The following is a 24256-nucleotide window of genomic DNA, read 5'->3' as shown; positions in this document are numbered from 1 at the left end:
GTTCGATCGCCGTCAGCTCGGCGGACGACGAACGTTCCATGCCCCGGTGAAGGCAGCTTCGCGTTTCTGAGCGAACGCCGCATATGCCTCGGGAACATCGGTTGTCGCGAAGTTCACGGCCTGTGCACGCGATTCACTGGCCAGCGCCTCGTGCATCGTCCGGTCGGCGCCTTCGTTCAGCAGGGCCTTGGTCTGTGCGACGGCGATCGGCGGGGCGGCCGCCAGCCGGTCGGCGATCCGGTCGACGAAGTCATCGATCTCGGGCTCGGGGGTGACCCAGGTGAGCAAACCGAGGTCGAGCGCCGCCGCGGCATCGATCGTCTCGGCGAGCAGCGCCAGCCGCTTGGCCTGCTGCACTCCGACGAGCTTGGGCAACAGCCACGAACCGCCGCAGTCCAGCGAGAGCCCACGACGGGCGAAGACCTGGGAGAACGTCGCGTCCGGCGTCGCGACGACCAGGTCACACCCCAGTGCCAGATTCCATCCGGCGCCGACCGCGACACCGCGCACTTTGGCGACGGTCGGTATCGGCAGATCGTGCAGGCGCTGGGCGACGTCCGAGATCGCCTGCAACTTGGCGAACGGCGCGGCATAGGGATCACTGTCGGTGACGTCGGCGCCGGAACAGAACGATCCACCCGCCCCCGTCAGAACCACCGCCCGCACCGCGGGGTCGTGCGCGATCGTGTCCAGAGCTTCGCGCAGGGCGGTCCACAGCCCGATGGTGATCGCGTTCTTGCGATGGGGGCGATGCAGCGTCAGGGTGCACACCCCGTCGCGCCGGAGTTGATGCAGCACAAGCTCTTCGGTCATCTGGTCGACTCCTGTACTAGAGGAAGAGATCGACGGTCAGCGGCGCGTTCCCCGGAACCGCCCGATACCTGTCCAGGTCGGTGATCCCGTGCTCGGCCAGGACTTCCTCATCGATCAGGAAGTTGCCCGTCATGCGTTCGGCGGGTGAGGTGAGCACCAGGTAGGCGGCATCGGCGCAGATCGCCGGTGTGCGTGACGTGGCGATCCGCTCCTCGCCACCGGCACGGTTCCGGATCGCCGCCGTGGCGATCGTGGTGCGCGGCCACAACGAGTTCACGCCGATGCCGTCGGCGCGCAGTTCCTCGGCCAGTCCCAGCGTCGTCAGCGACATACCGTATTTGGCGATGGTGTAGCCGAGATGGGCTCCGGCCCAGCGTGGCTCGAGGTTCAACGGTGGCGACAGAGTCAGGATGTGCGGGTTGCGCCCGGCCAGTGCCGATTTCCGCAGGGCCCCGATAGCAAGCTTGGACAGCAGGAAGCTGCCCCGGCAATTGATGTCGAGCATCAGGTCGTAGGCCTTCATCGACAGGGCCTCGGTGGTGGCGAGGTCGATCGCCGATGCGTTGTTGATCACGATGTCGATCCCGCCGAAGCGTTCGACCGTTCGATCTATCGCCGCCGCGACCACCGCGTCGTCGCGCACATCACCGACGACCGCGAGAACCGAGCCGCCGGCCTGTTCGATCTCCGCGGCGGCGGTATGCACGGTGCCCGGCAGCTTGGGGTGTGGCTGATCGGTCTTGGCGATCAGGGTGATGTTCGCCCCGTCGGCGGCCACCCGCTTGGCGATCTCGAGCCCGATGCCGCGGCTGCCGCCCGACATGATCAGGGTCTTGCCCGCGAGTGGCCTGTCACTGTCCGGCATCACCGGCTCCAATCTGTTCGACCCGACTCGAATTCCGCCGAAGGGCAGGGCGAGCCACGCGGGTTCTCCACCGGCTCACCGTCTCGTCCGCATCGCGCACTGCTGTCGAGACGCTGATGAAACCCTTCCAGTTGCCATTACAGTAATATCACCAGTCGAGGTCGGGCGCCAGCGGATGCGGACCCGATCCGCCGAGCGACTTGGCATTTCCACCCTCCCGAAGAAGCAGCACACATGGCCTATGTCATCACCCAGCGTTGTTGCAACGACGCCACCTGCGTCGCCGAGTGCCCGGTCGATTGCATCCGCCCTCGGCCGGACCACCCCGAATTCGCGACGGCCGAAATGCTCTACATCGACCCCGACACCTGCATCGATTGCGGTGCGTGCGCGGACGCGTGCCCGGTCGAGGCCATCTTCCCCGAGGACAGCCTGACCGCATCGCTGGAGCGGTTCCGCGATATCAACGCGACCTATTTCCAGCATCATCCGTTGGGCTCGACGTTCGATTCGATCGCGCCGACGCCCCGGCTACCGACGGGTCTGGACACGCTCCGGGTCGCGATCGTCGGTGCGGGCCCCGCCGCGTGCTACGCCGCCGATGAGCTACGGCGGCGCTGCTCGGCCGAGGTCGAGATCTTCGACAAGCTGCCGACACCATGGGGACTCGTGCGCGCCGGGGTCGCTCCCGACCATCCGGGCACCAAGACCGTCACGCAGTTGTTCGACTCCGCGTTCCGTGGCGACAGCGTCGGCTTTCATCTCAATGTGGAAGTGGGCGAACACATCTCACACGCGGAGCTCATGGAGCACCATCACGCGGTGCTCTACGCCGTCGGTGCGTCGAGCGACTGCCGGATGGGCGTGCCCGGCGAGGACCTGCCCGGTTCGCATTCGGCCACGGAATTCGTCGCCTGGTACAACGGCCACCCCGATTACGCCGATCGCGTCTTCGACCTCTCGGGGCCGCGCGCGGTGATCGTCGGAAACGGCAACGTCGCCCTCGACGTGGCCCGCGTGCTCACCGTGTCACCGGACGAGCTGGCCGGCACCGATATCGCCGACCATGCCCTGGCCGCGCTGCGCGAGAGCAACATCCGTGAGGTTGTGCTGCTCGGGCGGCGCGGCCCGTTGCAGGCCGCCTACACGAGTCCGGAGTTCATGGCGCTGCGGCATCTCGAGGGTGTGGACGTGATCATCGACGAGGCCGACCTCGTGCTCGACCCGGTCGACCACGCTGCCCTGGACCACCCGGACGCCGGGCCGTCACCGCGGTTGAAGTACGCACTGGCCGAGGAATACTCGCGTGACCCGGCCACCCCCGAGAACAAGCGGATCGTGTTCCGCTATCTGACTTCTCCGATCGAGATCCACGGCGGCGAGCGGGTCGAATCCCTCGAGTTCGCCCGCAACGAACTGATCGACCGGGACGGACAACGGGTGGCACGGGCCACCGATCAGACCGAGCGGGTGGAGACCGGCCTGGTGTTGCGTTCGATCGGCTATCGCGGAGTCGCCGTGGCGGATCTGCCCTTCGACGAAGCACTGGGCGTGGTGCCCAACGAGCACGGTCGCGTCATCGGCGCGGACGGCTACCCGGTCGAGGGTGTGTATGTCAGCGGCTGGATCAAGCGCGGGCCGCGCGGTGTCATCGGCTCCAACCGCGTCGACTCTGCGGAGACCGTGGAGCACCTCGTCGCCGATTTCGTCGCGGGCAGACTCACCGCGCCCACCGGCGATCGGGCCGCGCTCACCGCGCTGGTCAACGAGCGGCAACCCGATGTCGTCGATCGCGCGGGATGGAAAGCCATCGACCAGGCCGAGCGGTCCGCCGGTGCGGCGACCGGCCGACCACGGGTCAAGTTCACCGATCACGCCGATCTGCTCGACGCGGCACGGACAGCGATGGCGCGCTCCTGAAACGACTCGACCGCCGCTTCGGTGTCGAAGCGGCGGTCGGTCCGAGTTGCGCGCACCAGATCCAGGCGAGCTGTACGAGCGCCTATTCCCCCGCTGATGCCGCGAATTGCTCTGGCGCCGAGGCCAACTCGACCAAATCGAGATTGTCGGCCGCGAGCGCGGCTCGCGGCAGATAGGGGCCGTTCTTGATCAGGTTCTGAGCTGCTCGGACATCCTTGGGCCTACCGACGCCGAGCACGCCGACCAGGCGATCCTCGACCAGGGTCAGCGCGAGGAACGGTCCTGCATCGACGTCGCCGTAGACGATTGTTTCCGTGCCGTACCCCGGCCAGCCCGCGATCTGGAGGTTGCGACCGAACTGGTTGGTCCAACACCACGGAACTTCCTCATACGGCACCTGCGCGCCCAAGATGGTGTGCGCGACGGCCGCGCCGTGGGCCTGCGCGTGATTCCAGTGCTCGATCCGGTCGGTTCCACCCAGAATCCGGTTCGGCAGCCGCGCGACATCACCGACCGCGTACACCCCGGGCGCGGAGGTCGCCCCGAACTCGTCGACGACGACGCCATCGTCGACCGTGAGGCCCGCGCGGACCGCCAGTTCGGTATCCGGGGTCATGCCGACCGCGACGATCACCACGTCGGCGACCCATTCCCGACCGTCCTCGGCGAACACGCGGGTCCGGCCGTTCTCGTTGTGCGCGGCCGCGAGCCGTGTTCCCGTATGCACGCGGACCCCTCGATCCCGGTGCAGACGCGCATAGCTCGCCGAGACCTCGGCGGGCACCACCCGTCCGAGCACCCGGTCCGCCGTCTCCAACACCACGACGTCGGCGCCGAAAGTACGCACCGCGGCCGCCGCCTCCAAACCGACCAGTCCACCGCCGACGACGAGAACACTCGGTACGGCGCCGGTAGCACCGACGCGATCGAGAATCTGCCGCAATCGGGCCGCGTCACGCAGGTGCCGCAGTGTCTCGGCCTCGGGCAGCAGGTCCAGCCGTCGTGGCCTGCCTCCGGTCGCGAGAATCAGCGCGTCATAGGCCAACTGGTCGCCGTCGTCGAACTCCACACTGGCCGTGGCGGTATCGACGGCACGCACGGTCACACCCGTGCGCAACTCGATCGACTTGTCCGCCCAGAACGCGGCGGGCTTGAGCCGCGCCTTCTCCTCGCCGACCGAGCCGGACAGCAATTCCTTGGAGACCATCGGGCGCCGATACGGTGCCGCCGGATCGTCGCCGACCAGCACGATCGATCCGGCGAACCCTTCCTTGCGCAGCGTCTCGGCCGCGCTGGCGCCGGCGACACCGGTGCCGACGATCACCGCCCGGCCGTGTCGCGCGATCGTCACCGATCGACCTCGACCATGTCGAACTCGGCCTTCTCGGCGCCGCAATCGGGGCAGGTCCAGTCCTCGGGGATGTCGTCCCAGCGGGTGCCGGGTTCGATGCCGTCGTCCGGCCAGCCGAGTTCCTCGTCGTACTCCCATCCGCAGATGACACAGCGGTAGAGCTTGTACACCGTCGTCGTGTCGCTCATCGCTCACTTCCCCCAGGGCACGGCTTTGACGAAACCACCCGCATCCACCCGCAATTGGCTGCCGGTGATGTAGCGCGAATCCTCGGAGGCGAGGAAGACCACGAGGTTGGAGACGTCCTGCGGCTCGATGTACGGCACGCGCATCGCCTGCATCGCCGGGAACGCCACCTCGGCATCGGCGCGAGTCGGCGCCTCGAGATCGGGACGGAAGATCTTGTACATACCCTCGTTGTGCAGCATGTCGGTATTGACATTGGTGGGATGCACCGCGTTGACCCGAATGGACTTCTTCGCGAGCTGGACCGCCAGGTCGTTCACGTAGTGCGCGACAACTTGTTTCGCGAGGCTGTAGGCGGAGCCGCCCGGTCCCTGCTTGGTCGAGCTCCCCAGCTGCGCGGCGAGGGAACCGGTGGCGATGATCGACGCCCCGGCACCGAGATGCGGCAGGCTCGCCTGCACCACGTTGAACACACCGACGAGGTCGGTATCGATGGTGTCCGACCAGGATTGCATGGTCTGGCCGCTGCCCAGCGGGGCGATGCCCGCGTTGGCGACCACGATATCGAGCCGTCCCAGCGCCTCGACCCCCTGCGCGACCGCCTGCCAGACGGCGCCACGCTCACGCACATCGACGACCACCGGATGGAAACGCGCACCTTCCTTCTCGACCAGCCTGCCCGTCTCCTCGAGGTCCTCGGGCCGCGCGAGCGGGTAGGTGTTGCCTTCGAGGTCGGCACAGATGTCCAAGGCGATGATGCTCGCGCCCTCGGCGGCGAGGTTCACCGCGTGCGAACGTCCCTGCCCTCGCGCCGCGCCCGAGATGACCGCGACCTTGCCGTCCAATTTTCCCACTGGTGACAACCTTTCAGTACTTCGATGGTGAATTGCTCTGCCGGACAGCGACTCAGCGCTGTCGCGGCGTCCGGGAGCCGATGGTCTTGGTCTCCAGGTATTGCTGGAAACCCTCGATGCCGCACTGGCGACCGACGCCGCTGTTCTTGTAGCCGCCGAACGGCGCGTCGGCGCCGTAGAACATGCCGCCGTTGACGCCGACCGCACCGGTCCTGAGTCGACGGGCGATGCCCATACCGCGTTCGTCGGACTGTGACAGCACCGCGCCCGCGAGGCCGAAGGCGCTGTTGTTGGCGATCCGCACCGCCTCGTCGTCGTCGTCGAACGCGAGCATCACCAGGACCGGACCGAAGATCTCCTCCTGGGCGATCGCCGAGTTCGGATCATCGGTCACGAACACCGTCGGAGCGACGAAGTGGCCACCGGCGAGGTGGGCGGGCAGATCGGCGGGCAAGCCACCACCGGTGACCAGCCGCGCGCCGTCGCGAATCGCCCGCTCGCACATATCGAGTACCCGGGTCTGCTGGGCCGCGCTGATGACCGGGCCGACCAGCGTCTGCGGCAGCACCGGATCGCCCACCGGCACCGCCGCGAACATCGCGCCCACCGCCGCGACCATGTCGTCGAACATCGAGCGGTGCACCAGCATCCGGCTCGTCGCCGCGCACGCCTGGCCCGCGTGCACACAGACCCCCACCGCGCTGCGCAGCGCGTGTTCGGGCTTCGCGTCGTCGAGCACGACGAGCGCGGACTTTCCGCCGAGTTCGAGGAAGGTCCGCTTCATCGTGCCCGCGCTCTGGCGCATCAGCGTGCGCCCGACGCCGGTCGAACCGGTGAACGAGATGAGGTCGACGCGGGGGTCGCTCGCCAGGAGTCCGGCCACCTCGTTGGACGGTGTCGTCACGACATTCACGACGCCCGGCGGGAAGTCGGTGTGCTCGGCGATCAACCGACCGAGCCTGGTCGCGTTCCACGGGGTGTTCGGGTCGGGTTTGAGCACGACGGTGTTTCCAGCGGCCAGCGCGGGTCCCAGCTTGTTGAGGATCACCTCGAGCGGGAAGTTCGACGGGCAGATCGCGGCGACCACACCCACCGGTTCCTGTACGACGATGCGCCGGTTGCGATCGCCGAAGACGCCGCCGCCCGCGAGAGTCCGCTCCCACTCGAACTCGTCGATCAGGCCCGCCGGATACCGCAGCGCTTCCGCCAGCGGCCACTCCAGTTGCGCTGTCTGCGTGGTCATCACCGGGCAACCCACCTCGGCGACGAGTTCGGTGCGGAACAGCTCGAGCTCCGACTCCAACGCGCGTTGCAGCTGTTCGAGGCAGCGGCGGCGCAGGTCCCGGTCGGTCGACCATGTGGTGTCGTCGAACGCCCGGCGAGCGGCGGCGATGGCGCGCAGCATGTCCTGTTCGTCGGCCGCCGCGGTGGTGCCGAGCACTTCCCCGGTGGCCGGACTGCGATTGTCGAACGATGCGCCCGACGCCGCTGCCGTCAGCTCACCGTCGATGAGCATGCGGAATTCGGCCTCGGCGGCTGCCTGACGGCCCCACTCCGGACTCAGCGTCGTCCGCTCTTCGACGATGTCGCTCACATTGCCTCCCGATGGCCATCCTGGATGAGTAACTGTAATGATTACCGTATAGTACTTCACGACACGTATCAATTGCGGGAGAGGAGCACCGATGTCCGGTTTGCTCAGTGGCGTCACAGTGGTCGAATTGGCATCGTGGACCTACGTGCCCAGCGCGGGAGCCGCGCTGGCCGACTGGGGCGCCGATGTCATCAAGATCGAGGACACCAACGGCGGCGATCCGTGCCGCAACCTGACCATCGGCGGCCTCGACGGCACCGGCACCGAGGTGCGTGCCAACTTCATGATGGAGCTCGGCAACCACGGCAAACGCAGCATCGGCGTCGATATCAAGTCCACCCAGGGCAGGCAGATCCTCGGCCGATTGATCGCCGGAGCCGATGTCTTCCTGACCAATTGGCTCCCCGCGCCACTCGAGCGAGCCGGCTTGACCGTCGAGCAGATCCGCGAGTTCAACCCGAACGTCATCATCGTCCGAGGCAGTGGCCACGGCAGCCGTGGCCCGGAGAAGGACCGCGGCGGCTTCGACGCGGCGAGCTATCTGGCGCGCGCCGGCGTCGCGTACGCGCTGACGCCGACGAATTCCGAATTCCCGATGGCCCAGGGACCCGCCTTCGGCGACCTCCAGGGCGGCATCACGCTGGCCGGCGGCGTCACCGCCGCGCTGTTCCACCGCGAACGCACCGGACACGCCCCGCTGGTCGACAGTTCTCTACTGGCACAGGGCATGTGGGCCGTCGCACCGGATATCGCCGCAGCCGATTACTACGACATCGACCGCATTCCGGCCGGCGAGGCGGGTACCGCGCTCAATCCTGCGGCGAACCGCTATCGCACCCGCGACAACCGCTGGGTCCAGCTCGTACTCCTGCAAGCCGACCGTTTTTGGCGCGGATTCTGCGAACGCATCGGCAGGCCCGATCTCGGTGTCGACGAGCGGTTCGTGCCGCTGGCGAACCTGGTCGTCAACCAGGAGGCCGCCACCGCCGAACTGCGCAAGACCTTCGCCGAGCGCGATCTCGCCGACTGGCAGAAGGCGCTCGCCGACGAGCCCGGCGTCTGGGCGACGATCGCGAGTCCACGCGAAGTTCTCGACGACCCCCAGGTCGCGGCCAACGGCTATCTCATGACAGCCACCGACAGCGCGGGCAACGACTACCGAACCGTCTCCGCTCCCGTGCAATTCGACGAGCAGCCCGCACCGGCGAGCCGGGCCCCCGAGTACGGCGAGCACACCGAGACGATCCTGCTCGAGCTCGGCCTGGAATGGGACGACATCATCGCGGCGAAGGAGAGCGGGGCGATCCTGTGACCGCCGAACGCACCGTGCCGCCGATCGGGGCCGAATCATGAAGCGGCATTTGAGCTGCCCGTGCGGTGAATTCCTGATCGGAACCGATGAAGACGACCTGGTCGCCGCCGCTCAGCGCCATCTCACCGAGCAGCACCCCGACCACCGATACAGCCGCGAGCAAATCCTGTTCATGGCCTACTGAACCGACCATGGGCTATATTGTAAGCCTTACTGTAATCATTAAGGAGTGTGATCGTGGATAAGAACGACATGATCCTGATCAGCGTCGATGATCACATCATCGAGCCGCCGGACATGTTCACCAACCACCTGCCCGCGAAGTACGCCGCCGAGGCACCGCAATTGGTGCGCACCGACAACGGCGCCGATGTCTGGAAGTTCCGCGACACCGTCATCCCCAATGTGGCGCTCAATGCCGTGGCCGGGCGCCCGAAAGAGGAATACGGTCTCGAGCCCGACGGTCTCGACGAGATCCGCCCCGGATGTTTCGATGTCCACGAACGCATCAAGGACATGAACGCGGGTGGGGTACTGGCGTCGATGAACTTCCCGTCGTTCCCCGGTTTCGCGGGACGACTGTTCGCGACCGAGGACTCCGATTTCTCCCTCGCCTTGGTCCGGGCCTACAACGACTGGCACATCGACGAATGGTGCGGCGCTTACCCCGGCCGGTTCATCCCGATGGCACTACCGGTGATCTGGGACGCCGAGTTGTGCGCCGCCGAAGTCCGCCGAGTCGCGGACAAGGGCGTGCACTCGCTGACCTTCAGCGAGAATCCCGCCGCGCTCGGCTACCCGAGCTTCCACGATCCGTTCTGGAATCCGCTGTGGAAAGCCCTGGTCGACACCGATACCGTGCTCAATGTCCACATCGGCTCCTCGGGACGGCTGTCCATCCCCGCGGTCGACTCGCCGCCGGATGTGATGATCACCTTGCAGCCGATGAACATCGTGCAGGCCGCGGCGGACCTGCTCTGGTCGCGCCCGGTCAAGGACTACCCGGACCTCAAGATCGCACTGTCCGAGGGCGGCACCGGCTGGATTCCGTACTTCCTCGAGCGCGTCGACCGCACCTTCGAGATGCACTCCACCTGGACGATGCAGGACTTCGGCGGCAGGCTGCCCTCGGAAGTGTTCCGCGACCACTTCATGACCTGCTTCATCAGCGATCCGATCGGTGTCCGGCTGCGCCACGAGATCGGCATCGACAACATCATGTGGGAAATGGACTACCCGCACAGCGATTCCATGTGGCCCGACGCTCCCGAAGTACTCGAGCAGGTACTCGGGCGCGAGCAGGTGCCCAACGACGAGATCGACAAGATGACCCACCTCAACGCGATGCGCTGGTACTCCTTCGACCCGTTTCAGCACATTCCGCGCGAGCAGGCCACCGTCGGCGCGCTGCGGGCGGCCGCGGCCGATCATGACGTCAGCGTGCAGGCCCGCAAGCACAAGAACTCCACATCCGAGGACAAGCTCGAGGCGTTCGCGGCGCAGATCAAAGCGGCTACCGCCCAGAACGCGGGCTGACCGCACGACGACGCGGCCACCCTCGGTCTGCAGACCAGGGTGGCCGCATCCTTCTCCGAAATCGATGAGGTGATGAATTGAGCATTTCGGTAATGCTCGAGATGGTCGCGGCCAGTGAACCGGAGCGGGCCGCGGTCGTCTCCGACGGAACGCGAACGAGCGCGGCGCAATTGAGCGAACTGGCCGACCGGGCGGCCGGACTGATCGGTTCCTCCGGTGCCGAGCATGTCGCGTACGTGGGAACCGGCGGCATCATGCTGCCGCTGTTGCTGTTCGGATCCGCGCGCGCCGCGGTGGCGTTCACACCGCTGAACTACCGCCTCAGCGCTACCGGCCTGCGCGACCTGATCGACCGGCTGCCGAACCCGCTGATCGTTGTCGACTCCGAATACCTCGAGATGGTGGCGGGCTGCGGCAAACAGGTCATCGATTCCGCGTTGTTCCTCGCCGCCCTCCGGACCGCCGACGGGGAGCACACAGTTCAGGACGCCTCGCCCGACGACGTCGCCGTGCTGTTGTTCACCTCCGGCACGACCGCGCGACCCAAGGCCGTCGAACTGACGCACGCCAATCTCACCGGCTACGTGATGGGCACCGTGGAGTTCGCCTCCGCCGAACCCGGCGACGCGGCGCTGATCTGTGTGCCGCCTTATCACATCGCGGGCGTCAGCGCGGCGCTGTCGAATCTGTACGCGGGCCGACGCACCGTGTACCTGCGCCAGTTCGACCCGGTCCGCTGGATCGACCTCGTCCGCGAGGAACAGATCACCAACGCCACGGTCGTACCCACCATGCTCGATCGCATCGTCACCGTGCTCCGTGCCGGGCCCGGCGTCGAACTTCCGACGCTGCGCACCCTGGCCTACGGCGGCGCCAAGGCGCCGCTGCCGCTGGTCCGCGCGGTGCTCGAGCTGCTGCCCGAGGTCGGCCTGGTCAACGCCTACGGTCTCACCGAGACCAGTTCGACCATCGCGGTGTCGACCCCCGAGGATCACCGGGCCGCACACGGGTCCAACGACCCCGCGGTCGCCCGGCGACTCGGCTCGGTCGGGCGGGCGGTGCCCGGTGTCGAATTGCAGATCCGCGACGCCGCCGGTGCGGTACTCGCGCCCGGCGCGGTCGGCGAGTTGTTCGTCCGGGGACCGCAGGTTTCGGGGGTCTACGCCGAGCTCGGTTCCGTCCTCGATGCCGAGGGCTGGTTCCCCACCAAGGACCTCGCCGAGCTCGATGCCGACGGCTATCTGTTCATCGGTGGCCGCTCCGACGACACCATCATCCGCGGCGGGGAGAACATCGCTCCCGCCGAGATCGAGGACGTGCTCGTCGAACATCCCGATGTTCGCGAAGTCGCCGTGATCGGCGTGCCCGACGAACAGTGGGGACAGATCATCGTCGCCGTCATCGTCGCCTCCCCCGGCGCCACGCCTGATCCGGAACTGCTACGCGCCCACGTGCGGGCCAATCTGCGTGGGTCGCGCACGCCGGACCGGGTCGTCTTCCGCGACGACCTTCCCACCACGCCGACCGGCAAGATCCTGCGGCGCAACCTCATCCAGGAGATCTCCTCCGCCCCGTCCATCCTCTAGGAGTCATCGTGATCAAGAGCGGCACCCGGCTGACGAGCCAGGTCTGTGAAACACAGGTCATCGTCATCAAATCCACCGACGCCATCGACGACTTGCGTTGTGGCGGTGCCCCGATGGTGCCGCTGGGCAGTGAGACCGGCACCGGGGCGGTCCTCGATCCCGCGTTCGCCGGCGGCACCGCGGTCGGTAAACGCTACGTCCACGACACCGGCGCCGAGCTGCTCGTCACGCGAGCGGGCAAAGGCACCCTCGATGTGAACGAGATCCCGCTCGGTCTCAAGGAGGCCAAGCAACTGCCGTCCAGCGACTGATCGGACGACCTACGCACACGGCGCTCCAGCCTCGAGAAGGCTGGAGCGCCGTTTTGTTGTCGCCGACGAGGTTGCCTGCCTCAGCGCCAAGCGGCTATCAGCTCGGCGGTCGTGGTGACGGTGGCGATCAACGACAAGGTGTTGTCGATGATCGCCTCGCCGTATTCGCTGGGTACGCCCGCGACCGCATCGCGGGGCAACACGACATCGTAGGCGGCGTTGACCGCGTCCATCACCAGGTTCGGAATCGCCACATTCAGCGAAACACCCACCACCACAATGGTCTTGACACCGAGGTTGCGGAGCACGGCGTCGAGGTCGGTGCCGCCCATCGGCCCGAGACCGTGCTGTCGGCCGAGTACCAGATCGGTGGGTTCCGGGCCCAGTTCGGGCAGCAGGGTCGCCCCCTCACTGCCCGGGGTCACCGCGACACCGCGGCGCCCGAGGGCGAACAACTTCGCGTTGTGATTGGAGCCGAGACCGTCCGCACGCCGCCACACCAGACAGTGCACGACCCGCACCCCGGCGACCCGGGCCGCCGGGAGCAGGGTCGCGATATTGGGCAACGCGGCCCGCCGGGCCTCACGCGCGAGCGCGGGCAACCCGGCGGCGGGGCCGACCACCGCGCCTTGGCATTCCTGGGTGATCACGGCGGTATGGGCCGGGGCCACCAGATCAGCCAGTGACCGCACGCTCATCCGCTCACCGCGCGGACGATACTGCCGCGGCGTCGGCCGGTGGCACGTCGTAGAACTGGGCAGCCCACTGGCGCAGCGACAGATACGGTTTGGCGTCCTTGGGCGAGAGCGGGGGCTTCTCCACGTATTTCTGGTAGCGCCAGATGTCGAGGTCTTCCCAGACCGTCACCAGGAATTGCTTCTCCACCCGCGCACGAACTTCCGGCGGCGGCACATCGCCGTCGTCACCCGGGTTCTTCGGCCACCAGATCGAATAGAACAGATCCGAGCACTCGTCGTCGACCGGAGTGGTCGCGAAGATCAGCCGGTGCTTCGATGACCCCTCGAACGCGCTGATCGAACCGCCGAGACCGAACATCTGGGCGTGGATCTTCAACGCCATCTTGCTCGGGTCGTCACTGCGCGCGTCCGGCCATCCGGTCAGGAAGTTCCACGTGTGGTCGACCGCGCTGTAGTCCAGCATCTGCGGGGTGACCGTCGCGCCGTGTACATACTCGAAATGCAAACTGTCCGGACCGTTCTCGAGCACCACCTGTGGGTGCACGGGCTCACGTTCGGTCTTGCTCGAGAACTCCGGGTACGGGCGGTAGTAGGCGTCCGGATCGGAACCGAGATCGGGGAACATCGTGAGGATGTCGGGCATCTCCCACTGCGGCGGCTTTCCCTCCGGGTGGTGCCACATGAACACACACCCGTTCTGCTCGTTGACCGGATACACCTGCAGACGCAGACCACGATTGACGCGGTCCTCGCCGGGGATGTTCTTGTTCCGGCCGTCCGGTCCCCAGCGCCAGCCATGGAACGGGCATTCGACACAGTCGCCGACGACCTTGCCGCCGTGGCCGAGATGGGCGCCGAGATGCTTGCAGTGGCCGGTGAGGATGTGTACCTCGCCCGCCTCGTCGCGGTAGCCGACCAGATCCTCGCCGAAGTACTTCAACGGGCGGGTCTCGCCGATCGGGAACTCGGCCGACCAGCCGACCATGAACCAGCCGGTGACCTTCCAGGTGAACGGAACCTTCACAGCAAACCTCCAGTGCTGGGCAACTTTCCAGGATTTCGGTCTCGGTCGGCCGAGCCCGGCGCGTTCATGTGGTGACGATGGTGGCGCCCGCGGTGCCGGGAGCGCCGTAGAGCAGAGCGAACCCGGCTGTGGGTGTACCGCCGACCTGCCGATCGCCCGCGGTGCCGCGCAGTTGCAGGACGAGCTCGTGCAACTGGCGCATGCCGGAGGCACCGATCGGTTCGCCGTTCGCGATGAGTCCGCCGTCGGTGTTCACCGGCAGAGATCCGGAGATCTCGGTCGCCCCCTCGGCGATCAGCCGTTCCTGCTCGCCGTCGGCACAGAAGCCCGCTTCGGCCATATGGATGATCTCGGCGCCGGCGTCGGTGTCCTGCAACTGGACCACATCGATGTCGCCGGGCGAGACCCCCGCCGACTCGAACGCGCTGCGCGCGGCATAGACCGAGGGCGAGACATCCTCCTGCACCGGGGCGTAGGTCGTATTGACCTCATAGGCGCCGTAGGTCCGGGTCCGTACCTCGACAGCTCGCACGAAGATCGGTTTGCTCGTGTACCGGTGCGCGATGTCGGCCCGGCACATGATCACCGCGGCCGCGCCCTCATCGGGCGCGCAGAACATGTAGTGGGTCAGGGGGTAGTTGAACATCGGCGAGTCGAGAATTTCCTGCTCGCTGATCGGCTTGCGCCGGAAGGCATTCGGGTTCAAGCCGCCGTTGCGGTAGTTCTTGGCGGCCACCTTTGCCAGGGTCTCCTGAGAGATACCGTGGTCGTGGAGGTAGCGATTGGCCTTCATCCCGAAGAACTTCGTGGTCAGGTATTGACCGTTCTCGCCGTACCACTTGGGCATGCCGACCAGAGTGGGGTCGACGGTGAAGGCACCACGCGGATGCTTGTCCATCCCGATCGCGATGCCGATGTCGTACTTACCGAGCCGGATCGCGTCGGCGCAGGCTTCGGTGGCGCTGGCGGAGGTGGCGCAGGCGTTGAAGACATTCGTGAACGGAATACCGGTCAGTCCCATCATGCCCACGATCGCGTCGGGATTGGCGACCTCCCAACTGCCGCCGACCGCGAATTGCACATCGCGCCATTCCAGCCCGGCGTCGGTGAGCGCGGCCCGGATCGCGTCGGTGCCCATCTGCATGGCGGTCTTGCCCTCGAATCGGCCGAAGGGGTGCATCCCCACGCCGATGATCGCTACCTCGTTGGTCATGTCAGAACTCCTGTCCCTCAGGCGGGTTGGAAGGCGAAGGTGAGAACCTCGGCGCCTTCGGGGTCGGTGCCGAGCGGAACGGTCGTGAGCACGACGTCCATCCCGAATTCGAGCTTGTCCGGGTCGTTCTCGGTGAGTCTGGCCTCGACCCGGATCACGTCACCGAGCTGCACCAGCCCGACGCCGAAGGGCACGAAGGTCCGGGCCGTCTCGTCCCCGAGATAGGGCGCGCCCGGCAGGAATCCCTGGGTGGTCCAGGCCACCAGGGTTCCGGTGCGCGGCAGGGTGATCTGTTCGATCGACGGGCGGCTGCACCGCGGGCACAGGTCCTGGATCGGGAACACCGCCGCACCGCAGTCGGTGCACGATCCGCCGACGAGGTGGAACTCCTCGGCGGGCCAGTTGGAGATTTCCGGAGCGATCATTCGTTGCATCTATGGTTCCTCGACTTCTGATCGGTAGCGGGCGGGGGTCGATCGCAGCGCGCATTCCTCCACGAACGACAACAGGCCCAGGTGATAGGCCGCGGCGCCGTAGCCGACGCTCAGGTTGTGCCCACACCCGTATTGCACGTTGTTCACGAAACGTGATGTAGCGGTGAATAATTCGGCGATCCCGGCGCGGGCAGCCGGGTCGGTTCGCCACACCTGCTCGTACTCGGCGTCGGTCACCCGGACCGGGACACGCATCCGGGCGGCGAGCGTCGGGAAGTCGGTCGGCCAGTCGTGCACGACGGCGACCTCGTAGCCCGGCGTGCCCGAGGTCAGCAAACGCCCGCCGAGGACCTCCGGCGGGTAGCTGTCCTGTGGGAACCACAGCAGTTCGCGAATTCCGCCTGCCCTGCCCGTCTTCCGGATCTTTTCGATGACCCGGATGGCCTCGGGACGCTTGTCGACACCGGTGCCCGCCAGTTCGAGGCCGAGCAGTTCGGCGCCCCGATCGTCGGCGGCCATCCGCGCGGCCAGGTCACAGCCCGCCGAATGTCCGGCGAGGAAGACCCCGGCGCCGCGTTCGCTCGTTCCCAGCAGCGCGTCGATCGCGGCATAGGTCGCGTCGACGCGGCGCTGCGGCTCGTCGAACAACTCACCCCACGGTTCCGAAGCGCCGTATCCCGGTCTGTCGAGCGCGAGAACGGTGAAACCCAGTCGGGCGCCGACCCGTAGCAGCGACAGCGACGGCCGGTCCGGTAGATCGAAATAGCGCGCCGTCGTCGCGCCGCCGTGCACGGCGACCAGCACGGCGCGAGGATCGGCGACCTCGGCGCACAGCGCCGACATCCGGATTCCCGCGACCTCGACTTCCCTGGTGACGACGCTGTCGACGGCGCTGTGCTCCGGCAGCAGGCCGGTGCCCTCGGCGCTCACGAGTCCGCCCGCAGCAGCATCACACCGCTGGGAGTCAGTCCACCGCTGCTGACGACCGCGACCCGGGCCGCTGGAATCTGTCGCTGCCCAGCCCCGCCACGCAACTGCGTGATCGCCTCGTGGATCAAACCCATGCCGTGGGTGCGCCCGTGCGAGAGCTGCCCACCGTGGGTGTTCAGCGGCAGCACTCCGTCGCGCGCGATGTTCTTGCCGCCCTGGAGGAAGTCCTTGGCCTCGCCGATACCGCAGAAGCCCAGCGCCTCGATCCAGGACAGACAGTTGAAGGTGAATCCGTCGTAGAGCTCGGCGACATCCACGTCGTCGGGCCCCAGGGTGGTGCGCGACCACAGATGCGCCGCCTGGCCGAGCACCTGCGGTTCGTGGGTGAGCGTGCTCTGATCCCATTCGAGCCGTTCGATGATCTGGGTGCCGACCGCCTCGACGAAGACCGGTGGTCGGGCCAGATCGGCGACGGTTTCCCTGGCCGAGACGATCACGGCCACCGCACCGTCACACGGCACGTCGCAGTCGTAGAGACCGAACGGTGTGGTGATGGTGCGGGCGGACAGATACTCGTCCATGGTCAGTGGGTCCCGGTAGATCGCGGAGGGGTCGAGGGCCGCGTTGGCTCGCTGATTGAGCGCGATCCAGCCCAGCGTCTCCCGATCGGTGCCGTAGCGGTGGAAATGCCGTTGCGCGGTCTGGGCGAGCAGGTGCGCCGCCGAGATCGCGCCGAACGGAGTGAGCCACGGGTCGGTGATCCCGCCGGACGGCGTGATCGTCCCGGCGCGAACGTGTTCGGCGTAGGTGGATTCCCACACCGTGCGAAAGCACAGCACATGACGAGCCAGACCACTGGCCACCGCGAGCATCGCCGCGATCACCGAGCCGCCGGGGCCGAAGGTCTCCGCGCTGCCGTTGTACCAGGTCGGGCGGATGCCCAGGGCCGATTCCACCGCCGTGACGCCGCCTTCGGAGAAGGGCCCGAAGTTTCCCGACCCCGGATAGGTCGACAGACCGTCGATGTCGTCGAGGTCGAGTCCGGCATCGGCGACCGCCGCCCGGCACGCCGCCAGGGTCAGCGACAGCGGGTCGGCCATGAGCCGCCGCCCGATCTCGGACCGGCCGATCCCGGTGAAGGCGACTTTGTCCTCGAACTTCTCGCGCGAGGCCATCGGCCGCACATGCTCGCGCACGGCGGCCGGGTCGATCGGGTCCACCGGCATCGCCGCGGGCGGCGATGCCGGATCCGCCGGGCGGAACAGCGGTAGCCAGGCCGAACCCGCCTGCTGGAACACCACCGCCATCCGTTGGCCGAGCACGAGATCGGCGGGATCGCAGTCGATCACATTGGTGGTCAACCGGACTCGCGAGTCCTCCTCGAGCGCGACCTGCGCGACGACATAGGGCGCGGGCAGCCCGGGCACCGCGAATCGCTCGTTGACCGTGAAACCGATCAGCGTGGCGAATCCCGAGACCACGCTGATCTCGAGCTGATCGGCACGGCAGTACCGGCACACCGGTTGCGGCGGATGGATCAGCGCCGCGCAGGAGCGGCACTGGGTGATCCGCAAGCGACCGTCAGCGCCGGAGGCCCAGTAGAAAGCGGTCTCCGGCGTGATCGGCGGCGGCGGCCGTTGCGTGGTCTCGGCCACGGGTGCTCCTTCCGAGCGCGATCAGCTCGCCTGCGCCTTGGGTTTGGCCGGCAGTGAGTAGTTGGCCCGGCCGAGCCCGAGAATGTGCTGGGCGATCATGTTGCGGAACACCTCGAGCGTGCCGCCGTAGATGCCGCACAGCGGCGCCCAGCGGTAGATGTATTCCATCCCGCCGTTGTCGGCGGCGCCCTCGGTCTCGATCGGCAGCGCGGCGGCGGGGCCGAGGATGTCCATCAGCTCGGGTGAGATGTCGCGCATGGCCTGCGCGATGGCGACGCGGCCGAACATGTGCGGCGCGGCGAGCGCGGCTTCCATCCGCGCGATACTGCGGCCCAGGCGATAGCCGACCGACCGGTCGTCGAGCAGACGACGCCCGTCGGGACCGGGACGGGCCGCGATGGCGACCACCTTCTCGACCGAGGTCGCCATCATCGTGCCCTGGTGGATGAGGATCGAGACATCCTGCAGGCCGTCGTCATCGGCGCCGACCACACCGTGTTCCTCGTTGAGGGGGCCCATCAGCACGGCCCACCCGCCGTTCACCTCACCGAGACGGTACTTGTCGTCGACCCGGACATCGCTGTAGTAGACGATGTTGGTCCGATCACCGTCGACGGTGCGGATGCCCTGGATCTCGATGCCGGGGCTGTTCAGCGGCACCAGGAACATGGTGAGGCTCTTGTGTTTCGACGCCTCGGGGTCGGTATTGGTGATCAGGAAGACGTACTGGCAGTTGTGCGCGCCGGTGGTGAACATCTTCGAGCCGTTGATCACCCACTGGTCGCCGTCACGCACCGCCCGCGTCTTGCACATCGCGACGTCGGACCCGCCGTCGGGCTCGGTGTATCCCAGGCACAACCGGATCTCACCGCGCTCGAGGCCGGGCAGTACCTCTTCCTGCAATTCGGCCGAACCATGTTTGCGCACGGACTTGGAGACGATCGCGGTCGTACCCCAGGTGACCCAGGGAATGTGGACCCGCCGCTTCTCCAGGTCCCACATCCGGCGCCGCAGGCGATTGAGCCCGCCGTCCGCTTCGTCGGCGAGCTCCGCCTTCAGCCACCCGGCCGCGCCGAGCGCCTCGTGCACGCCTGCGTCGAAGTTGTCACCGGTCTCGCGATCGCGGCGACGCACCTCGTCGGTGACATGGGTGGTGAGAAAGGCTCGTGCGCCGTCCAGGAATTCCTGGTCATCGGCAGAGAGTTCGACTCGTGAGAAATTCATGTTCTACTCCGTCCTAGGCCGACGCTGCGGCGAAGAGTTCAGCGACCTGCACTGCGCTGGCGCCCAGATCACCGGCGGCCAACGGCCAGCCCCGTGCCCGCACCAGATAGGCCGACGCGGCCGCTTCCGTCGCGACCCCGAGTCCGCCCTGCACCTGGACGGCCATCGTCGCCGCCCGCGGCGCCTCCTCGGCGATGAAGACGAACGCCGCGGCCGACAGACCGGGTTGCGTGTCGGGCTCGTGTTCGAGGAACCACGCGGCGCGCCGGGTCAGGTTGCGCGCGGCATTGACCGTGATCGCGATATTGGCCAGTGGATGGGAGATGCCCTGCAGGGTCGAGATCGGGACACCCATCGTGTAGCGGGTGGTGGCGAATTCCGCGGCGATCCGGAGGGTTTCGTCGATCAGCCCGACCAGGGCCGCGGCGGTGAGCACGCGCCATTCGTCGAGCGCCCGGTGGTACTCGGTGAGCGCCTGCGCGCCACTGGCCAGCACGGTCCGGCGGTCGGCGGCGGCCGGGTCCACCCAGGCCATCGGCAGCCGGCCGATGTTGTCGACCTTCGCGGGGCGGGTATCGAAGCTCACCCGCACGATGTCGTCGCCGTCACGGACGATGATGTCGTCGGCGACCGAGCCCGCGGCGATGAGCCGCACGCCGGTCGCGGGGTCGACGCGGGTATCGAGGGCGAGCAACCGTGTGCCCTCGACCACCTCGGTGCTGTCACTCTCGCCCGCGGTCAGCGCGCCGAGTCGGCCCAGCAACCGTGCCGCGCAGATGTGATCGATCCACGGCAGCGGAGCGATCACCCGTCCCAATTCCTCAGCTACCAAGGACAATTCGACCAGGGTCGCGCCGTCACCGCCGACCGCTTCCGGCAACGCCATCGAGGTCGCGCCGGTCGCGCACAGCTGCTCCCACAGATCCTTGTCGAATCCGGTCTCCTCCGCCGCGCGGACGGTCTCGAGGGAACACCGCGAACGGAAGAACTTCGCGTAGACGGCCTGGAGTTCGGTTTGATCCGCCGACAGGCTGTAGTCCTGTCGACGCAGTTCATATCGGTCCAACATCGTATTTCTCCTGATTGCGGCGCGTCAGTCGCCGACGGATCGGTCGCCGAAGAAGAACTCCTGCGCGTTGTTGTAGAGGTAGTTGTCGAGCACGTCCGCGGGCAGATCCAAGGCCTCGGCCTCGGGCACCAGCCTGCGCATAGCGAGCACCGGCCAGTCCGAACCGAAGATGACCTTGTTCTTCCCCCGGGTGCGCATGAAGTGGATCAAGCTGTCCGGCAACCTTTTCGGTGACCAGGCCGAGGTCATCAAGCGCAGGTTCTCGTATTTGATGAGCAGCCGGATCGCGGTGTCCCACCACGGATCGGCGCCGTGGATCATGCACAGTTTCAGTTCGGGGAACTGGTAGCACACCCGGTCCAGATAGATCGGATTCTGGACCTCACCCGGGATCGGCGGGCCAGGAATGCCGGTGTTCATGCACAACGGAAGACCGATCTCGGCGCATTTGTAGTAGAGCGGGTAGTACACCGCGTCGGTCGGCGGATACCGGCCGTCGCCCCAGAAACTCGCCCCGGTGGTGGTGTAGGTGACGGGCAGGTCGCGCACCAACGCGGTGAGTTCACGCAGCGAGGCGACCGGGCGCAGGAGATCGACGCCGTTGACCGCCAGCGAGAACCGATCCGGGCGTGCCTCGACGAACGCGAGCGCGGTCTTGGACGGTTTCACCATCGAATACATCAGAACGGCCTTCTCGACGCCCTGTTCGTCCATCTCGTCGAGCAAGGCACCGAGTTCGACCTGGGCGTACATCGACGCCGCGCCCTTGAAGTAGTCGTCGCGGACCTTGAGCATCCAGGTGGGTTGCTCGAGCTCGCCGAAGTGGACATTGACCAGACAGTCGTTGACCTTGCGCATCGTCATTCCCCGTTTCCCTCGGCTTCCGCGGCGGCGCGCTGCATGGCCCAGCGGTAGTCCGGTTTGCCGTTTCCGAGCCGACGGATCTCGTCGACATAGATCACGGCTTTGGGCACCTTGAAGCCGGCCAGCCGAGATCGGCACAATTGCCGCAACGCCGCCGGACCGACCCGATTCGCCGCGTACACACGGTCGCCGGGGTCGACACAGACCAGCGCGACCACCTCGTTGCCCCATCTCGCACTCGGTCTGCCGACCACGAGCGCGTCACCGACCCGGGGATTCGAACGCAACACCTCCTCGACCTCTTCGACGAATACCTTCTCGCCACCGGTGTTCACCACGAGGGCGTCGCGCCCGAGCAACCGCAAGGAGCCGTCGGCGGCGACGCTCGCTCGATCACCGGGGATCGCCATCCGGACGTCGCCGATGACGGGGAAGGTGCGCTCGGTGGCCTCGCGGTCGTCGAGGTAGCCCAGCGGGACGCGCCCGGTCCGCGCCGCCCAGCCGACCTCGCCCTCCCCCGGCGTCAGGAACCGGGTGCGGTCGTCGCTCACCGCTGTTCCGCCCGGCATCGGCGCGAAGCTGTCGACTTCGTTGCCCTTGGTACTGCGACCGAATCCCATGCCACCCGTTTCCGACGACCCGTAGCCCTCGACCACGAACGCGTGCGGAAGCAGGTCGAGCAAGTCACGCCGGTGCACCGGATTGGTCGCCGCGCCGCCGGTACCGATCGCCATCAACGCGGACAGGTCGTAGGACTCTTCGCGCAACGCACGCACCAGCGGACCGGCGTAGGCGTCACCGACGATCGTCATGAGCGCGACCTTTTCCTGTTCGGCCACGCGCAGTGCGCTGTGCGCGTCGAACTTGTGCCGGTCGTCGTAGAGCACGATCGTCTGCCCGGCGAGCAGGCCGGCGAACGAGGTCCAGATCCCCGCCGCGTGCGACAGCGGCGACACCGCGAACCAGACGTGACCGGTCATCAGCGCGAGCCGGCGCAGGCCCTCGCCCGACTCGTGGTCGGCACCGTTCATCGACGAGACGTACATGTCGCTCTGGCGCCAGAGCACGCCCTTGGGCCTGCCCGTCGTGCCGCCGGTGCACAGCATCACCAGGTCGTCGGGCGAGGTCTCGATGACCGGTTCGTCGGCGCCGAGCGCCACCGCGTCCTCGTAGCCGATCGCACCCGCCAGCTCGGGGACGTCACTGCCGTCGTCCACCGAGACCAGCAGTTCGACGCCCTCGGGCGCGGATTGCTCGACGACCGAACCGAAGGACCGGTGGTAGACGATGCCGCGCGGCTTGATGTAGGCGAGCAGATCCCGGATCTCGTGGGCGGTGTAGTGGTGGTTGATGTTGACCGGTATGACCCGTGCCTTCATACCGGCGATCATCACGTCCAGGTACTGATCGTTGCGCATGAGCAGCGCGATCCGATCCTGCCCGCATTCCCATCGATCCAGTTCCGCGCGCGGGGTGTGCACACCGAATCCCCGCTCGGCCAGGAAGTTCGCGAACTTCCTGGTGCGCAGCGCGGTGTCGCCGAAGGTGCGGCGACGCTCGCCGCACACTGTCAATGTCCGATCCGGCACTGCCGCCGCGACCTCGTCGAATACCGCGCTGATCGTCCATTCGGTCAACAGAGCGCTCCGCTACCTGCGCGGAGGTTCGATTGTTCTGTGTGCATGGTTCGGTCCTCGATGTCCTAGCGGAACGAAGCGGCGGGTGTCGCGCGCCGCCTGACGGGAAAGCTTGCCGCAAGCCGAATAGATATGACTACTGTATACGTAACAGTAGAGCCTGGCGCAAGGTTTCGTCCGAGGATCGCTCCCGAACCGCCGAAGACCGGCCCAGCGGCGAGCGCAGTCGATCCGCCACCTGTCGCAGATTCGAACGGTAGTCTTTACTGTATATGTAACGGTATGACTCACCGATACCGATCGACCAGGAAGAATCGGGGACGACAGTGACCACCGACAATGCGCCCGACAACAACGCGGGGACGGTGGGCGTCGAGCACGACGGACCGATTCTGCGCCTCACCATCGACCGGGCGAACCGACGCAACGCACTCTCCCCCAGCATGATCGACACCCTGGTCGCCACGCTCACCGCCGCCGCGACCGACGCCGAGCTGCGCGTCGTGCACATCACCGGCGCCGGAGCGGACTTCTGCTCCGGTGTCGACTGGGTGGCGACCAACAGCGCGGGCGAGCGCCCGCCGACCGGAGATCTGGTGCGACGCATCCCCCACACCGCCCACCGGGTCATCGAGCTGCTCCAGACGGTGCATCTACCGGTGGTGTGCACCGTCCGAGGCTGGGCGGCCGGGCTCGGGTGCAATCTCGCGATCGCCGCCGATTTCACCCTCGCCGACACCGACGCTGTCTTCTGGGAGCCGTTCCTGCCGCGCGGATTCAGCCCCGACTCCGGCTCCACCTGGCTGCTCCCCCGCCTGATCGGGCTGTCCAGGGCCAAGCGGATGCTGCTACTCGGCGAGAAGGTCGGCGCCGGCGACGCCGCCGACTGGGGCCTGATCCACGCGGCTATGGCACCCGACGACCTCGACCGGGCGACCGAGGAGCTGCTCGCCCGGTTGGCCGCCGCGCCGACCATCGCCTTCGGCCTGGCCAAACAGTCCATCCACCGCAATTTGGTCACGGGATTGACCGAGGCGATGGACAACGAGCTCTACGCACTGGAACTCGCTTGCCGCACAGCTGATTTCAAGGAGGGTCTGGCGGCCTTCCGGCAACACCGTGCTCCCGAGTTCCACGGCCGGTGACCCCCGGCCGACTCTCCCACCACCCGACACCACGA

Annotated in this window: 23 protein-coding genes; 7 read left to right on the top strand and 16 right to left on the bottom strand. The window is 67.2% G+C overall.

The features are described from left to right. Positions 1 to 12 precede the first annotated feature (12 nt). Both ACWDXS_RS00495 and ACWDXS_RS00490 read right to left on the bottom strand, forming a co-directional pair. Positions 13 to 813, bottom strand: a complete 801-nt coding sequence (locus ACWDXS_RS00495) for an enoyl-CoA hydratase/isomerase family protein (RefSeq protein WP_378992973.1) — start codon at positions 811 to 813, stop codon at positions 13 to 15. Between the two features lie 16 nt (positions 814 to 829). Beyond that, positions 830 to 1678 (bottom strand): SDR family oxidoreductase, encoded by an 849-nt coding sequence (locus tag ACWDXS_RS00490; RefSeq protein WP_449960478.1) that lies wholly within the window; start codon positions 1676 to 1678, stop codon positions 830 to 832. A gap of 234 nt (positions 1679 to 1912) precedes the next feature. Here ACWDXS_RS00490 and ACWDXS_RS00485 point away from each other — a divergent pair, with 234 nt between their 5' ends. Continuing rightward, complete coding sequence (locus ACWDXS_RS00485; RefSeq protein ID WP_449960475.1) at positions 1913 to 3598, top strand: FAD-dependent oxidoreductase; 1686 nt, start codon at positions 1913 to 1915, stop codon at positions 3596 to 3598. Positions 3599 to 3680: 82 nt separating this feature from the next. Here the strand turns inward: ACWDXS_RS00485 and ACWDXS_RS00480 are convergent, their stop codons facing one another. Genes ACWDXS_RS00480 through ACWDXS_RS00465 form a run of 4 tightly spaced genes read right to left on the bottom strand, consistent with a single transcriptional unit; the run spans position 3681 to position 7505 of the window. After that, positions 3681 to 4949 (bottom strand): NAD(P)/FAD-dependent oxidoreductase, encoded by a 1269-nt coding sequence (locus tag ACWDXS_RS00480; RefSeq protein ID WP_449960472.1) that lies wholly within the window; start codon positions 4947 to 4949, stop codon positions 3681 to 3683. Continuing rightward, positions 4946 to 5137 carry a rubredoxin gene (locus ACWDXS_RS00475; protein WP_067446959.1) on the bottom strand — a complete coding sequence of 64 codons (192 nt, stop codon included), beginning with the start codon at positions 5135 to 5137 and terminating at the stop codon, positions 4946 to 4948. Before ACWDXS_RS00475 ends, ACWDXS_RS00480 begins: the two co-directional genes overlap by 4 nt. Positions 5138 to 5140: 3 nt before the next feature. Beyond that, complete coding sequence (locus ACWDXS_RS00470; RefSeq protein WP_067446961.1) at positions 5141 to 5989, bottom strand: mycofactocin-coupled SDR family oxidoreductase; 849 nt, start codon at positions 5987 to 5989, stop codon at positions 5141 to 5143. A 52-nt stretch (positions 5990 to 6041) separates the two neighbouring features. Further along, positions 6042 to 7505, bottom strand: coding sequence for an aldehyde dehydrogenase family protein (locus ACWDXS_RS00465; protein ID WP_449963350.1), 1464 nt, complete (start codon positions 7503 to 7505; stop codon positions 6042 to 6044). A gap of 169 nt (positions 7506 to 7674) precedes the next feature. On the opposite strand from ACWDXS_RS00465, the gene ACWDXS_RS00460 reads away from it, so the two are divergent. The 5 genes from ACWDXS_RS00460 to ACWDXS_RS00440 all read left to right on the top strand — a co-directional run bounded on the left by ACWDXS_RS00460 (position 7675) and on the right by ACWDXS_RS00440 (position 12328). After that, positions 7675 to 8895 carry a CaiB/BaiF CoA transferase family protein gene (locus ACWDXS_RS00460; RefSeq protein WP_449960467.1) on the top strand — a complete coding sequence of 407 codons (1221 nt, stop codon included), beginning with the start codon at positions 7675 to 7677 and terminating at the stop codon, positions 8893 to 8895. Between the two features lie 37 nt (positions 8896 to 8932). Beyond that, a complete protein-coding gene (locus tag ACWDXS_RS00455; RefSeq protein ID WP_067446967.1) occupies positions 8933 to 9079 on the top strand; it encodes a DUF1059 domain-containing protein in 147 nt (48 codons plus the stop codon). Positions 9080 to 9132: 53 nt separating this feature from the next. After that, a complete protein-coding gene (locus ACWDXS_RS00450) occupies positions 9133 to 10431 on the top strand; it encodes an amidohydrolase family protein (RefSeq protein ID WP_449960462.1) in 1299 nt (432 codons plus the stop codon). A 77-nt stretch (positions 10432 to 10508) separates the two neighbouring features. Next, positions 10509 to 12017 (top strand): class I adenylate-forming enzyme family protein, encoded by a 1509-nt coding sequence (locus ACWDXS_RS00445; RefSeq protein ID WP_449960459.1) that lies wholly within the window; start codon positions 10509 to 10511, stop codon positions 12015 to 12017. A gap of 8 nt (positions 12018 to 12025) precedes the next feature. Further along, positions 12026 to 12328, top strand: coding sequence for a hypothetical protein (locus ACWDXS_RS00440; RefSeq protein ID WP_378992962.1), 303 nt, complete (start codon positions 12026 to 12028; stop codon positions 12326 to 12328). A gap of 80 nt (positions 12329 to 12408) precedes the next feature. On the opposite strand, the gene ACWDXS_RS00435 is transcribed toward ACWDXS_RS00440, so the two are convergent. From ACWDXS_RS00435 to ACWDXS_RS00390, 10 genes are all read right to left on the bottom strand, one after another. Then, positions 12409 to 13026 (bottom strand): cysteine hydrolase, encoded by a 618-nt coding sequence (locus ACWDXS_RS00435; protein ID WP_449960455.1) that lies wholly within the window; start codon positions 13024 to 13026, stop codon positions 12409 to 12411. Positions 13027 to 13030: 4 nt separating this feature from the next. Further along, positions 13031 to 14050 (bottom strand): aromatic ring-hydroxylating oxygenase subunit alpha, encoded by a 1020-nt coding sequence (locus tag ACWDXS_RS00430; RefSeq protein WP_449960452.1) that lies wholly within the window; start codon positions 14048 to 14050, stop codon positions 13031 to 13033. A gap of 64 nt (positions 14051 to 14114) precedes the next feature. Continuing rightward, a complete protein-coding gene (locus ACWDXS_RS00425; protein ID WP_067446979.1) occupies positions 14115 to 15263 on the bottom strand; it encodes a thiolase family protein in 1149 nt (382 codons plus the stop codon). Positions 15264 to 15280: 17 nt separating this feature from the next. After that, positions 15281 to 15697 (bottom strand): Zn-ribbon domain-containing OB-fold protein, encoded by a 417-nt coding sequence (locus tag ACWDXS_RS00420; RefSeq protein ID WP_067446981.1) that lies wholly within the window; start codon positions 15695 to 15697, stop codon positions 15281 to 15283. Then, positions 15698 to 16627, bottom strand: coding sequence for an alpha/beta hydrolase (locus ACWDXS_RS00415; protein WP_378992958.1), 930 nt, complete (start codon positions 16625 to 16627; stop codon positions 15698 to 15700). After that, on the bottom strand, positions 16624 to 18282 hold the full coding sequence (locus tag ACWDXS_RS00410) for a thiolase C-terminal domain-containing protein (RefSeq protein ID WP_378992957.1): 1659 nt from the start codon (positions 18280 to 18282) through the stop codon (positions 16624 to 16626). The genes ACWDXS_RS00415 and ACWDXS_RS00410 overlap by 4 nt, the downstream gene beginning before the upstream one ends. A gap of 21 nt (positions 18283 to 18303) precedes the next feature. Then, positions 18304 to 19506, bottom strand: a complete 1203-nt coding sequence (locus ACWDXS_RS00405) for an acyl-CoA dehydrogenase family protein (RefSeq protein ID WP_378992955.1) — start codon at positions 19504 to 19506, stop codon at positions 18304 to 18306. A 13-nt stretch (positions 19507 to 19519) separates the two neighbouring features. Then, complete coding sequence (locus ACWDXS_RS00400) at positions 19520 to 20572, bottom strand: acyl-CoA dehydrogenase family protein (protein ID WP_387447016.1); 1053 nt, start codon at positions 20570 to 20572, stop codon at positions 19520 to 19522. Between the two features lie 27 nt (positions 20573 to 20599). After that, positions 20600 to 21439 carry an amidohydrolase family protein gene (locus ACWDXS_RS00395; RefSeq protein WP_378992953.1) on the bottom strand — a complete coding sequence of 280 codons (840 nt, stop codon included), beginning with the start codon at positions 21437 to 21439 and terminating at the stop codon, positions 20600 to 20602. Then, the gene (locus ACWDXS_RS00390) at positions 21436 to 23076 is read right to left on the bottom strand and encodes an AMP-binding protein (protein ID WP_449960444.1); all 1641 of its coding nucleotides are present in this window, start codon (positions 23074 to 23076) and stop codon (positions 21436 to 21438) included. The genes ACWDXS_RS00395 and ACWDXS_RS00390 overlap by 4 nt, the downstream gene beginning before the upstream one ends. A 326-nt stretch (positions 23077 to 23402) precedes the next feature. On the opposite strand from ACWDXS_RS00390, the gene ACWDXS_RS00385 reads away from it, so the two are divergent. Continuing rightward, positions 23403 to 24221: an enoyl-CoA hydratase/isomerase family protein gene (locus ACWDXS_RS00385; RefSeq protein WP_449960441.1), complete on the top strand. Its 819-nt coding sequence runs from the start codon at positions 23403 to 23405 to the stop codon at positions 24219 to 24221. Positions 24222 to 24256 lie beyond the last annotated feature (35 nt).

It is taken from the genome of Nocardia sp. NPDC003183 (assembly GCF_053590715.1).
Note: the sequence above shows the minus strand (reverse complement) of the source record. Positions and strands in the feature narration are given on the sequence as shown.

What these genes read in the sequence shown, in the direction of transcription:
- ACWDXS_RS00420 (WP_067446981.1), bottom strand. Translation starts at nt 15,697, where the DNA reads ATGCAACGAATGATCGCTCCGGAAATCTCCAACTGGCCCGCCGAGGAG.
- ACWDXS_RS00465 (WP_449963350.1), bottom strand. Translation starts at nt 7,505, where the DNA reads ATGCTCATCGACGGTGAGCTGACGGCAGCGGCGTCGGGCGCATCGTTC.
- ACWDXS_RS00460 (WP_449960467.1), top strand. Translation starts at nt 7,675, where the DNA reads ATGTCCGGTTTGCTCAGTGGCGTCACAGTGGTCGAATTGGCATCGTGG.
- ACWDXS_RS00435 (WP_449960455.1), bottom strand. Translation starts at nt 13,026, where the DNA reads ATGAGCGTGCGGTCACTGGCTGATCTGGTGGCCCCGGCCCATACCGCC.
- ACWDXS_RS00425 (WP_067446979.1), bottom strand. Translation starts at nt 15,263, where the DNA reads ATGACCAACGAGGTAGCGATCATCGGCGTGGGGATGCACCCCTTCGGC.
- ACWDXS_RS00405 (WP_378992955.1), bottom strand. Translation starts at nt 19,506, where the DNA reads ATGAATTTCTCACGAGTCGAACTCTCTGCCGATGACCAGGAATTCCTG.
- ACWDXS_RS00475 (WP_067446959.1), bottom strand. Translation starts at nt 5,137, where the DNA reads ATGAGCGACACGACGACGGTGTACAAGCTCTACCGCTGTGTCATCTGC.
- ACWDXS_RS00485 (WP_449960475.1), top strand. Translation starts at nt 1,913, where the DNA reads ATGGCCTATGTCATCACCCAGCGTTGTTGCAACGACGCCACCTGCGTC.
- ACWDXS_RS00495 (WP_378992973.1), bottom strand. Translation starts at nt 813, where the DNA reads ATGACCGAAGAGCTTGTGCTGCATCAACTCCGGCGCGACGGGGTGTGC.
- ACWDXS_RS00395 (WP_378992953.1), bottom strand. Translation starts at nt 21,439, where the DNA reads ATGACGATGCGCAAGGTCAACGACTGTCTGGTCAATGTCCACTTCGGC.
- ACWDXS_RS00455 (WP_067446967.1), top strand. Translation starts at nt 8,933, where the DNA reads ATGAAGCGGCATTTGAGCTGCCCGTGCGGTGAATTCCTGATCGGAACC.
- ACWDXS_RS00490 (WP_449960478.1), bottom strand. Translation starts at nt 1,678, where the DNA reads ATGCCGGACAGTGACAGGCCACTCGCGGGCAAGACCCTGATCATGTCG.